We start from the raw sequence: 12,198 nt of genomic DNA, 5'->3' as shown, positions 1-12,198 counted from the left end.
TTGCCGGATGGATGAAAGCGGAGGCGGCCGATGGCCGTCTCCGCTTTTTTTCAGGGTGTCTTTCCTGTTGCCCGCGTTTCTCCTACAGTAGCGAAGCCTCGGGCCGTCCGGCCCGCAGGCGAGCCTGAGAGATCACAAGACCAACAAGGAACCATCCGATGAATATCAGCAAGCGTGGCGACCACCTGTTCGCGGCCGGGTTGTGGAAAACGATCGGCGACGTCGCGAAATCGGTCCGTACCCAGATCGGCGAAACCAGCGAAGGGCGCGTGCTGGCCGACGCGCTGTTCGCGCTGCAGCGTGAGCTGGGCGGCAGCGAATTCGACGTGACGATCAACCAGGGGCGGCCCGTCGCGGGCTCCGATCCGCATTCGTTGATCTTCGGCAGGGCCGTCGAGCGTTTCAAGTACGACATGGAGGCGGTGGTGTTCGCGCTCAAGCATCGCCGCAGCATCGACGAGCCGAACGGCGCAGAGCGCGCCGACGCGCTCACGCAGGCCAACACGCATCTCGCGACCGCGAAGCAGTACGCGATGTTCACGGTCGGGCGCTTCTTCGATGCGGTGGTCGACCGCGACGTGCTGGAACAGATCGTGGGCGCCGAGTCGCCCGCGCGCGGCCGGCCGCTCGCGGCGCGCAAGGGGATCGACGAGACGCAGCGCACGCTCGCGACCGTGCGCCAGCGGATCATCGGCGCGATCGCGCAGATGTAATGCAATGGCCGCGCCGGCTCGTCGAGCCGCGCGGCCATCGCGTGATACGGCTACGGAGGACTGCGGGCGCCGGCGCGCCGTGCCGATGAAGGCGCCGCGCCGCCTGCGAACCCGGCTTACTGCGGGCCCATCTTCTTGATCAGCACGTCGAGCTCGGCGGCTTCTTCGTCGGTCAGGTCGACGAGCGGCGCGCGCACGGGGCCCGCGTCGTGGCCGACGAGCTTCGCGCCCGCCTTCACGATGCTGACCGCGTAGCCGGCGCGGCGATTGCGGATCTTCAGGTACGGCAGGAAGAACTCGTCGATCAGGCGGCCGACCGTCGCGTGGTCGTCCTTCGCGATCGCTTCGTAGAACGCCATCGCCGTCTTCGGGATGAAGTTGAACACGGCCGACGAGTACACCGGCACGCCGAGCGCCTTGTACGCGGCCGCATAGACTTCGGCCGTCGGCAGGCCGCCGAGGTACGCGAAACGATCGCCGAGGCGGCGGCGGATCGTGACCATGCTTTCGATTTCGCCGACACCGTCCTTGAAGCCGATCAGGTTCGGGCAACGGTCGGCGAGGCGTTCCAGCATGTCCGCATTCAGCTTCGAATTCGCGCGGTTGTACACCACGACGCCGATCTTCAGCGCGCGGCACACTTGCTCGACGTGATCGGCGATTCCTTCCTGGCTCGCTTCGGTCAGGTAGTGCGGCATCAGCAGCACGCCGCTCGCGCCGAGGCGTTCGGCTTCCTGCGCGTATTCGATCGCGACGCGCGTCGCGCCGCCCGCGCCGGCGAGGATCGGCACCTTGCCCTTGCAGGTTTCCGTCGCGACGCGGATCACGTCCGAATACTCGCGCTGCGTGAGCGAGAAGAATTCGCCGGTGCCGCCGGCCGCGAACAATGCGCTCGCGCCATACGGCGCCAGCCATTCGAGGCGCTCGGCATAGGTGGTCGGACGGAAGCTGCCGTCGGCGTCGAAATCCGTCAGCGGAAACGACAGCAGGCCGTGGGAGATGATCTGTTTGAGTTCTTGCGGTGAAGTCATGGTGAGTGTCGTCCGTCTAGCGCGAGTGCTGGTTCGTCGGAAACGGCATACGAGCCGAATTGGCGATGTCGTTGTATGTCATCGTACAACGCAAGAAAGAGCGGCGCAAGCGGTTTGCTGGCGGGTCGAGGTTAGGGTCTTTCCGGATAAGGGTTTACGCAGCATCATCAATTGACGTTGAATGTCGTATGATGACTAACGATATCGCAGATAGGCTCCAGGAATTCCGATGACTGTTTCCCCTCTCTACATCCGCGTGCATCCGGACGACAACGTCGCGATCGTCGTCAACGACGGCGGTTTGCCCGCAGGCGCGACGTTCGCCGACGGGCTGACGCTGGGCGAAGGCGTGCCGCAAGGGCACAAGGTCGCGCTCGTCGACCTCGCGGCCGGCGAGCCGGTCATTCGCTACAACGTGGTGATCGGCTATGCGCTGACCGATCTGCGGCGCGGCAGCTGGGTCAACGAGCGCACGATGCGCATGCCCGAGCCGCCTGGGCTCGACGACCTGCCGCTCGCCACGCGCGCCGCGCCGCCGCTCGAGCCGCTCGAAGGCTATACGTTCGAGGGCTTCCGCAATGCGGACGGCTCGGTCGGCACGCGCAACATCCTCGCGATCACGACGACCGTGCAGTGCGTGTCGGGCGTCGTCGAGCACGCGGTGAAGCGGATCAAGGACGAACTGCTGCCGCGCTATCCGAACGTCGACGACGTGGTCGGGCTCGAACATACGTACGGTTGCGGCGTCGCGATCGATGCGCCCGACGCCGACATCCCGATCCGCACGCTGCGCAACATCAGCCTGAATCCGAATTTCGGCGGCGAGGTGATGACCGTGAGCCTCGGCTGCGAGAAGCTGCAGCCCGAGCGCCTGTTGCCGCCGGGCGCGATTCCGGTGGCGGCCGACGGCGCGACCGGCAACGGCGGCGTCGTGTGCCTGCAGGACGCCGCGCACGTCGGCTTCAACTCGATGATCGACTCGATCATGAAGATGGCCGAATCGCATCTGGAGCGGCTGAACCGCCGCCGCCGCGAGACGTGCCCCGCGTCGGATCTCGTCGTCGGCGTGCAGTGCGGCGGCAGCGACGCGTTCTCGGGGCTCACCGCGAACCCGGCCGTCGGTTTCGCGGCCGACCTGCTCGTGCGCGCGGGCGCGACGATCATGTTCTCCGAGGTGACGGAAGTGCGCGACGGCGTCGCACAGCTCACGTCGCGTGCGGCGAACGAAGACGTGGCCCGCGAGATCATCCGCGAGATGGACTGGTACGACCGCTATCTGGAGCGCGGCCGCGTCGACCGCAGCGCGAACACGACGCCCGGCAACAAGAAGGGCGGCCTGTCGAACATCGTCGAGAAGGCGATGGGCTCGATCGTGAAGTCGGGCAGCGCGCCGATCGCCGGCGTCGTGCGCCCCGGCGATCGGGCGAAGCAGAAGGGGCTGCTGTACGCGGCGACGCCCGCGAGCGACTTCATCTGCGGCACGCTGCAGCTCGCGGCCGGGATGAACCTGCACATCTTCACGACCGGTCGCGGCACGCCGTACGGGCTCGCGCAGGTGCCGGTGATCAAGGTCGCGACGCGCAGCGATCTCGCGCGCCGCTGGCACGACCTGATGGATCTCGACGCGGGGCAGATCGCGACCGGCGCGGCGACGATCGAGGACACGGGCTGGGCACTGTTCCGGCTGATGCTCGACGTCGCGAGCGGCAAGCGCCGCACGTGGGCCGAGCAATGGAAGCTCGCGAATGCGCTGACGCTGTTCAATCCGGCGCCGGTGACCTGACGCCTGACGCGTGCGCTGGTTGCGGCAAGACGATGCGGGCGCCTTCGGGCGCCCGTTTTCATTGCGGCGGCGCATTCCCGATTCGGCGGCGCAGGCGTGCCGCGCGTGGTCGGTGCGATTTCCTTACCTCGTACGTAATCGACCACCGTCACGCGCCCGGCGACGATAGCGGCACGCGGACCCGAAACGTCCGCGACATCGTCCACCCATACAAGGAGCCTCGCCATGAACACCGCTCAATCCGCTTCGTCCGTCCACGCCGACCTGATCGACCGCTACTTCGACGCGTGGAACGAACCCGACGCCGCGCGCCGCCGCGACCTGATCGACGCGACCTACGCGAGCGATGCGGCCTATCGCGATCCGCTGATGGCCGGCGACGGCCACGCGGGCATCGACACGATGATCGTCGCCGTGCAGCAACGCTTCCCTGCCTGCCGCTTTCGGCGCACGACCGACGTCGACGCGTTCGGCCAGCATCTGCGGTTCTCGTGGGCGCTCGTGTCGTCCGACGGTGCGGCGATCGTGAAAGGCTCGGACTTCGGCATCGTCGACGCGTCGGGCCGCCTCGCGTCGGTCACGGGTTTCATCGACGAAATGCCGGCCGCCGCGTCGTAACGCGAACGATGCCTGCACCACGGCCGCCGGGATCGGGTAACGTTATGCGATTCGTTACCCACCCCGGAGACCAACCCACATGCTGAAGAATCTCGACCCGCTGCTGCACGCCGACATCCTGCACACGCTGCGCGCGATGGGCCACGGTGACGAAATCGCGATCTGCGACGCGAATTTCCCGGCGGAATCCGTTGCCGAGCACACGGTGGTCGGCCGCGCGCTGCGCGTCGACGGCGCCGATTCGGCGCGCGTCGTGCGCGCGGTGCTGTCGGTGCTGCCGCTCGACACGTTCGTCGACACGCCCGCGTGGCGGATGGAAGTCGTCGGCGACGCAGCCGCGGTGCCGCCCGTGCAGCGCGAAGTGCAGGCCGAGATCGACCGCGCGGAAGGGCGCGCGGTGCCGCTCACCGGCGTCGAACGTTTCGCGTTCTACGAGCGCGCGCAGCAGGCGTATGCGGTGATCGTCACCGGCGAAACGCGCGGCTACGGCTGCTTCATCTTCAAGAAAGGCGTGCTGTTGAGCGACGCGGGCTAAACGCGTTTTTCAGCGCGCCGGGCCGCCGGCGCGGCCGCCGCAGTGTAAAGATTTGCTACAACCTCTTGGACACGGCGGAAAGACCCTCTATGCTGGCCCATTTGCCGCGCGCCCTCCCGGGCCGCGCGGCGCCGAACCGCCCGGGCACGCCCGGCGCGGGCGGTCGAATTGCATACGAGGAGAGAGGCATGACGCGTACCGTCGATTCCGGCGTCATTTTTTTCGCACGCCTGGCGCTGGCGGCGTTGTTCTTGTGGGGCGGCATCATGAAGCTGCTCGGCTACAGCGATTTCGTCGCGTATCTGCACGGGATGAACGTGCCCTATCAACAGGTCGTCGCGCCGATCGTCGTCGCGATCGAGGGGCTGGGCGGCCTGCTGCTGATCGTCGGCTACAAGGTCCGGCCGCTCGCGTTGCTGATGGCGGTCTACACGATCGCGACCGCGATGGTCGGACACAATTTCTGGGACGCGACGAATGCCGCCGTCCAGCACGACATGGTGATTCACTTCTGGAAGAACGTCGCGATCGCCGGCGGGTTCCTGCTGCTGTTCGTCACGGGCGCCGGCGGCGCGAGCATCGACGCGCTGCGCCGGCCGAGTTCGTCGTACGGCGTGCTGCGTTGAACTGATCCGCGTCGCGGCGCCAAGCCGACGCAAGACAAAAGGGCCGAATCCCGCACGCCGCGGGATTCGGCCCTTCGTTCATCCGGCCGGCGCGTGCGCGCCGACGGTTCAGCGTGCGTCCTTCACGTCCTTCGCATCCTTCGAGAACTGCACGGCGATCGCGCCGAGCACGCAGATCGTCGCGACGTACACGACCGGTGCGAGCGGATTCGACTTCATCATCAGCGACACGATCACCGGCGTGAGTCCGCCGAAGATCGCATACGCGACGTTGTACGAGAACGAGATGCCCGAGAAGCGCACGACGGCCGGGAAGCTCTTGACCATCACGAACGGCACCGCGCCGATCGTGCCGACCATGAAGCCCGCGATCCCGTAGTAGAGCGGCAGTGTCGACGCGTCGGCCGCGACCTGCGCGAACAGCAGGTAGTAGCACGCGGCCAGCCCGATGCCGCCGATGGCGAGCACGCGCTTCGCGCCGATCCAGCCGGCGAGCGAACCCGCGGTGATGCAGCCGGCCGTCAGGCACAGCGTCGCGACGCTGTTCGCGAACAGCGTGGTGGCGGGCGTCAGGTGGAACTGTTTCTGCAGCAGCGCGGGCGTCATCAGGATCACGACGACGATCGCGGCCGACAGCATCCACGTGAGCAGCATCGACACGATCACCGCGCGGCCGTGGTCGCGCAGCACGGCCTTCAGCGGAATCTCGGCGGCGAGCGCCTTCTTCGCCTTCATCTCGGCGAACACCGGCGTTTCATGCAGCCAGCGGCGCAGGTACACGGAGAACAGCCCGAACACGCCGCCGAGCAGGAACGGGATGCGCCACGCGAACGCGCCGACTTCGGCCGCGGAGTAGCGGCTGTTGATGCCGGCCGCGACGAGCGAGCCGAGCAGGATGCCGGCCGTGAGGCCCGCGGTCAGCGTGCCGCAGGCGTAGCCGATGTGGCGCGACGGCACGTGCTCGGACACGAACACCCACGCGCCCGGCACTTCGCCGCCGACCGCCGCGCCTTGCAGCACGCGGAACAGCAGCAGCAGCATCGGCGCGAGGATGCCGATCGTGTCGTAGGTCGGCAGCAGGCCCATCAGCAGCGTCGGCACCGACATCATCAGCACGCTCAGCGTGAACATCCGCTTGCGGCCGAACAGGTCGCCGAAGTGCGCCATGATCACGCCGCCGAGCGGGCGCGCGAGATAGCCGGCCGCGAAGATGCCGAACGTCTGCAACTGGCGCAGCCAGTCGGGAATGTCGTGCGGGAAGAAAAGTTGCCCTATCGCCGGCGCGAAGAACACGAAGATGATGAAGTCGTAGAACTCGAGGGCGCCGCCGAGTGCGGCGAGGCCAAGGGTCTTGTAGTCGCTGCGCGTGAGCGCGCGTTCGGCGGCGCGAGGCGCGCCGCTCAATTCGGAAGCTTGCATGGTCAGGACGATCGGTTTTCGAATGTAGTTGTCGGTGCTGCGTCTCCAGGGCCCGCTTTTCGGCATGGACTGACAAGGCGCGGCTTGCGTCGTCGAAGCGCCGCGTGCCGGGTGAGGCACGCAACACGCGCCGCCGCACCGGGATGGGGCACGGCGGAGACGAAGCGTCAAAGCGGGTGGGGGGATTCTACAGGAGCGCGAAATGCCTGCGCGCGAGCGCGTGTCGGGAGCGGCTTCGGACCATGCAGCCGAAGCGCGCGCGGCGCGGGCGGCCGGGGAGCCGTGCACGCGCCGCGCGGGGCGAGGGGGCCAATCGGTTGTCAGTTGCCGGCGATCGTGTCGACCGGCTTGAACGCGCCGCGCTCGACCTTGTAGATCGTCACCGGTGCATCCTTCAGATCGCCCTTCGCGTCGTACGCGATGCTGGGCGCGGACACGCCCTTGATCGACACCTTGCCGAGATACGGCGTATATACCTTCGGATCGGTCGAGTTCGCGTCCTTCATCGCGGTGAGCAGCGCGATCGTGCCGTCGTACGAATAAGGCGAGTACGTGATCACGTCTTCGTTGAAGCGCGCCTTGTAGCGTGCCGCGTAGCCGGAGAAGCCCGGCATCTTTTCCTTCGGCAGCCCGCCCATGTAGACGATCGCGCCTTCGGCCGCGTCGCCGCCGACCTTCAGGAACGTCGGCGAGCGCGACATCTCGCCCGTCACGAACGCCGACTTCATCCCGAGTTGCCGCATCTTGCGGATCATCGGCGACGATTGCGCGTCGCCGCCGCCGTAGAAGACCGCGTCCGGATTCACGCCCTTCAGGTTGGTCAGGATCGCGGAGAAATCGAGCGCCTTGTCGTTGGTGAAGTCGCGCTTGACGATCGTGCCGCCGGCCGCTTCGACGGCCTTCGCGAATTCGTCGGCGATGCCCTGGCCGTAGGCCGTGCGGTCGTCGATGATCGCGATGCGCTTGAAGCGCAGCGTCTTCACCGCGTACGTGCCGACGATGCGGCCCGCCTGCGCGTCGCTCGTCAGCAACCGGTAGGTCGTCTTGTAGCCGCGCGCCGTGTATTGCGGCGACGTCGCCATCGAGATCTGCGGCAGCCCCGCGCGATCGTACAGGTCGGACGCGGGAATGCTCGTGCCCGAGTTGAAGTGGCCGATGATCCCGCGGACGTTGTCGTCGATCAGCCGCTGCGCGACGGTCGTGCCGGTGCGCGGGTCGGCCTGGTCGTCCTGCGCGTCGAGCTGGAACGTGACGGGCTTGCCGCCGATCGTCGGATGCGTCGCGTTGAAATCGGCGATCGCGAGTTGCACGCCCTTCTGCATGTCCGTGCCGTAATTCGACTGCGGGCCGGTCAGCGGTGCGGCGAAACCGATCTTGACGACGTCGGCGGCGATGGCGTGCGCGCCCGACAGTGCGCAGGCGGCGGCCAGCGCGACGTGCGATACCTTCAGCTTCACTTTCACTTCCCCTTGATGGCGTGGTTGGGCTGCCGCCCGCATGCGGGCGACGCCGGTAAACCGGGCGAGACGGTTCGGTCGGCAGGCCGATGCGCGGGCCATGCAGGCGCGCCGCACGCCGCACGCGCTGTGCCGGGATCGGCGTGCGCGACAGCGGAGGCGGTGGCCCGTGCATGCCGATTGCGGCAGCGGCGGGAGGTCGTCTCGTGACCGTGAAGCGAAGTCTAGACAGCGAAAATGCGTGCGTCTTGCGCGTTCGATGCGTGGCCGGCGACGATATCGGCATATCGTCGATTACCCTGATATATGCCGAAATCGTCATGACGAATGCGCAAACCCGCCAAGACGCGGGTGGTCGGCATTTTTAGGATGATGGTTTCGGGCGCGGGGTGCCGGCGTGTCGATGCGCTGCGCCGGCTGCGAAGAAGGCGGAACGTTCGCCGGCCCGCGCGCCATGTACGTTGGTTGCGTGCACAACGAGCGTCGCCCACCGGCGACCGTCTTGCCCGCCCTGCATTCGAAGCGACGCGATCGAAGGGGCGCTCCTATAATCGACGCCATCTGCCACTCGCTTCGCGGTTGCCGGGATGACGACCTTGCTTGCCGTACCGCCCATGAGCCTGTCCGACACGTTGCGCTACCAGCCCGACAACGCCGATTTCGGCGCGATGCTCGCGCATTTTCGCCTGCTCGAACCGGTGTTCGATGCGCTGCCGGACGTCGCGTTCTTCGTGAAGGATGCAAGTGGCCGCTACGCGATCGTCAATCGCACGCTGGCGATGCGCTGCGGCTACAAGGACAAGCGCGACCTGCTCGGCAAGACGGCCGACGAGGTGTTTCCGCGCCGCTTCGGCCGCAGCTATTTCGAGCAGGACATGGCGACGATCAACGCCGGCCAGCAGTTGATGGACCAGCTCGAGCTGCACCTGTATCCGGGCCGCCAGCCGGGCTGGTGCCTGACCTGCAAGGAGCCGCTGCGCGACGCCGCGGGCGGGGTGGTCGGCCTCGCGGGCATCTCGCGCGACCTGAAGGCGCACGAAGGCTCGCACCCGGCGTACAGCCGGCTCGCCGACGTGGTCCAGCACATCCAGGATCACTACGTGCAGCCGCTGAACCTGAAGCACCTCGCGCAGATGGCCGGGATGTCGGTCGCGCAGCTCGAGCGCTACTTCCACAAGGTGTTCCACCTGACGCCGCGCCAGGTGCTGCTGAAGACGCGGCTCGACGCGGCCACCGCGCTGCTCGTCACGCACGACAAGGTGACCGACGTCGCCGCGCTATGCGGCTACACGGATCACAGCGCGTTCACGCGCCAGTTCAAGGCGACGGTCGGCGTGACGCCGACGGAATACCGGTTGATGCTGCAGGAGCGGGCAGGGTGACGCGACTCGCCGGCGTGGCCGGCGCGTCGCAGGGGGCGGGGTAAGGCGGGGAAACGGGAAAGGGTGAAGCGTCGGGAAACGGTGGCTCAGCGGTAGCCGAGCCCTTTCAGGATGGCCGTGCCGTCTTCGGTCAGCCGGAAGCTCGGGGCCGTATCGGGGTCGAGCTTGACCATTTCGACGAGGCCGGCTTCCTGCAACGCGGGCAATTCGGGTTTGGCGTTCGCGCCGATCGGTGCATGCAGCAGCACGAGCAACGTCGCGATTTCATGATGACTGAGCAGGCGGCGCAGCATCGTCTTCTTTGCAGGGGGCGCGGCCGGGCGGCCCGCGGGTGCTTCTACGGCGCTCATCGCTGTCCTCCTTTTCGAGATAACCATCGGGTACTGGTTGCGGATGGTGCCGTCGAAGACTTAAGCGGTTCTTAAAATCATAGTGCGCGGCCCAATGCTGCACCGCGGTACGGGTTACGGGATGTAACGCCGGACGGCGTGCGGGTTCCTGGCGCGAGCTCGATCGGCCGCGCGGCCGGTATCTGGCGGTGCGATTTACCGCGATGGCGTACGCGAGATGGGCCCTGTTGCGTGATAGCCGAATCGCGCGATGCGATCCGGCCCCAACAGGTTGATTCGCCCGTTTTCCTTATTTCCGCCGCTGCGCCTGCGCGGCGAGCCGCACGGCCGCATTCGCCGCGCCATAGCCGTCGTACCCGCCGCGCCGCTCGACGATCTCGAGCGAGAAGCGGTTGTCGACCAGTTCCGTATACGCATGCAGGAATTCGCCGCCTTGTTCGTCGCGGTCGTAGAGCAGGTGGTGCGCGCTCAGCGTGTCGATCAGTTCGTCCGGCAGCGCGTAGCGCGCGGCGAGATCGTCGTAGTAGTTGGCCGGAATGCGCAGGAACGGGACGCCATCGGCCGCGAACGCGGCGACCGTCTTCACGATGTCGTCGGTGCGGAACGCGACGTGGTTCAGCCCGGTGCCGTGGTAGCGGTCGAGCGATTCGGCGACGGCCGTGTGACGGTCGACCGACGCGTTCAGCGCGATCCGCACCGAGCCGTCGGCGCTGCGCACCGCGCGGCTGCGCATCAGCCCGTACGGGTCGGGCACGAGCCAGCTGCGCTCGGCCTCGAACCCGAACGCCGTCTTGAAGAACAGGATCCACGTGTCGAGCGCGTCGGCCGGCAGCGCGAGGCACACATGATCGATGCCCGTCAGCGGGCCGACTTCGGTCGGGCCGTCGATGTCGGTCAGCACGAAGTCCGATTCGTACAGCGTCGGCGCATTCGGCGCTTCGTCGACGAAATATTCGAGGCTGCCGTCCGGCGCCTTCACGCTCGGCAGCACGCGCTCGTTCGGCCCGACGCGGCCGGAGAACGGCGCGTAGCCGAAGCCGGCCGCGCGCTCGAACGCCACTTTGGCGTCGTCGACGCGGAACGCCGACGCGCACAGCGACAGCCCGTGCTGCTGGAAGAACGCATCGGCGAACGAGTCGCGCTCGGCGTTCAGCACGATCGATGCGGCGCCGTGCTGGAACAGCGTCACGTCCTTCGAGCGATGCCGGCCGGCGAGCCGGAAGCGCATCCGGCCGAGCCATTCGCCGACGGTCGCCGCCGCCTGCGCGTCGACCGCGAATTCGATGAACTGGAACCCGACGTGCGCGGGCGGCGCGGGCGGCGCGAACAGCGGCTGGCTGGCGGCCGGCGCGCGGCCCTCCTGGGCGAGCCGCGCGCGCGTCAGGTCTTCGAGATAGAGCAGCGAGCGGTGGCCGTCGGCGGCCGTGAGCGCGGTCGGCGCCGCGCGGAAGCCGTCGTTGAAGATCTCGAGCGACAGCGGCCCCGTGTAACCCGACTCGATCACGCGCGCGGTGAAGCGCGCCAGGTCGAAGTCGCCCTGGCCCGGGAACGAGCGGTAGTGGCGGCTCCATTCGAGCACGTCCATCACGAGCTTCGGCGCGTCGGCGATCTGCACGAAGGCGATCCGGTCGCCGGGGATGTCGGCGATCCCGTCCGGCGAATCGTCGAGCGACAGCGTGTGGAAGCTGTCGAGCGCGAGGCCGAGGTGCGGGCTGTTCACCGCATTGACGAGCTTCCACGCGTGGCCGTACCGCTTCACGACGCGGCCCCATGCGAGCGCTTCGTACGCGGCCACCACGCCGGCCTGCCGCGCGGCTTCGGCCAGCACGCCGAGCTGGTCGACGAGCAAGCCGTCGTCGGCGATCGTGTCGGCCGCCACGCTGCTGCACACGAGGATGCGGTCGGTGCCGAGCGCATGCATCACGTCGAACTTGCGCTTGATCCGGTCGAGATTGCGCGCGAGCTGGGCCGCGCTCACGCCCTCGAAGTCGCGAAACGGCTGGAACAGCACGATGTCGAGGCCGAGATCGGCGGCCATGCGCCGGACGTCGGCCGGCGATCCGTCGAAGTAGACGAGGTCGTTTTCGAAGATTTCGACGCCGTCGAAGCCTGCGGCCTGGACGGCGGCGAGCTTCTCGGCGAGCGTGCCGGACAGGGACACGGTGGCGATCGAGCGCTGCATGGGGCGATTCCTGCGGATGAGCGGGGCATGACGCCGGTCTGACCGACCGTGTCTAACCGACCGTGTCTAACCGACCGTGTCTAACCGACCGTGTCGAACCGA

Annotated in this window: 11 protein-coding genes; 6 read left to right on the top strand and 5 right to left on the bottom strand. The window is 67.5% G+C overall.

Annotated elements, in window-relative coordinates; genetic code table 11:
• Window positions 1-158 precede the first annotated feature (158 nt).
• On the top strand, window positions 159-713 hold the full coding sequence (locus AC3IFE_RS22635) for a hypothetical protein (RefSeq protein WP_089470664.1): 555 nt from the start codon (window positions 159-161) through the stop codon (window positions 711-713).
• 116 nt (window positions 714-829) lie between these two features.
• On the opposite strand, the gene kdgD is transcribed toward AC3IFE_RS22635, so the two are convergent.
• Window positions 830-1,744: a 5-dehydro-4-deoxyglucarate dehydratase gene (kdgD, locus tag AC3IFE_RS22630; RefSeq protein WP_089470663.1), complete on the bottom strand. Its 915-nt coding sequence runs from the start codon at window positions 1,742-1,744 to the stop codon at window positions 830-832.
• A 229-nt stretch (window positions 1,745-1,973) separates the two neighbouring features.
• On the opposite strand from kdgD, the gene garD reads away from it, so the two are divergent.
• The 4 genes from garD (at window position 1,974) to AC3IFE_RS22610 (ending at window position 5,306) form a co-directional block, all read left to right on the top strand.
• Entirely contained in the window at window positions 1,974-3,527 is a 1,554-nt protein-coding gene (gene garD, locus AC3IFE_RS22625) for a galactarate dehydratase (protein ID WP_489192096.1), read from the top strand.
• Window positions 3,528-3,752: 225 nt separating this feature from the next.
• Entirely contained in the window at window positions 3,753-4,145 is a 393-nt protein-coding gene (locus AC3IFE_RS22620; protein ID WP_489192094.1) for a nuclear transport factor 2 family protein, read from the top strand.
• Window positions 4,146-4,224: 79 nt separating this feature from the next.
• Entirely contained in the window at window positions 4,225-4,680 is a 456-nt protein-coding gene (locus AC3IFE_RS22615; protein ID WP_041489346.1) for an RbsD/FucU family protein, read from the top strand.
• A gap of 188 nt (window positions 4,681-4,868) precedes the next feature.
• On the top strand, window positions 4,869-5,306 hold the full coding sequence (locus AC3IFE_RS22610) for a DoxX family protein (protein WP_006491342.1): 438 nt from the start codon (window positions 4,869-4,871) through the stop codon (window positions 5,304-5,306).
• Window positions 5,307-5,414: 108 nt separating this feature from the next.
• Here AC3IFE_RS22610 and AC3IFE_RS22605 read toward each other — a convergent pair whose 3' ends face one another.
• Window positions 5,415-6,725 carry an MFS transporter gene (locus tag AC3IFE_RS22605; RefSeq protein WP_489192090.1) on the bottom strand — a complete coding sequence of 437 codons (1,311 nt, stop codon included), beginning with the start codon at window positions 6,723-6,725 and terminating at the stop codon, window positions 5,415-5,417.
• A gap of 320 nt (window positions 6,726-7,045) precedes the next feature.
• The gene (locus tag AC3IFE_RS22600; RefSeq protein WP_373559879.1) at window positions 7,046-8,224 is read right to left on the bottom strand and encodes a branched-chain amino acid ABC transporter substrate-binding protein; all 1,179 of its coding nucleotides are present in this window, start codon (window positions 8,222-8,224) and stop codon (window positions 7,046-7,048) included.
• Window positions 8,225-8,769: 545 nt separating this feature from the next.
• Between AC3IFE_RS22600 and AC3IFE_RS22595 the strand changes: the two genes are divergently transcribed.
• Window positions 8,770-9,564, top strand: coding sequence for an AraC family transcriptional regulator (locus AC3IFE_RS22595; protein ID WP_089470657.1), 795 nt, complete (start codon window positions 8,770-8,772; stop codon window positions 9,562-9,564).
• A gap of 86 nt (window positions 9,565-9,650) precedes the next feature.
• Here AC3IFE_RS22595 and AC3IFE_RS22590 read toward each other — a convergent pair whose 3' ends face one another.
• The gene (locus tag AC3IFE_RS22590; protein ID WP_089470656.1) at window positions 9,651-9,914 is read right to left on the bottom strand and encodes a hypothetical protein; all 264 of its coding nucleotides are present in this window, start codon (window positions 9,912-9,914) and stop codon (window positions 9,651-9,653) included.
• Window positions 9,915-10,203: 289 nt separating this feature from the next.
• Entirely contained in the window at window positions 10,204-12,096 is a 1,893-nt protein-coding gene (locus AC3IFE_RS22585) for a bifunctional sugar phosphate isomerase/epimerase/4-hydroxyphenylpyruvate dioxygenase family protein (protein WP_301737248.1), read from the bottom strand.
• Window positions 12,097-12,198 lie beyond the last annotated feature (102 nt).

Source organism: Burkholderia sp. APQ4-4ca, assembly GCF_057837105.1.
This window is presented reverse-complemented; position numbering and strand designations above follow the sequence as displayed.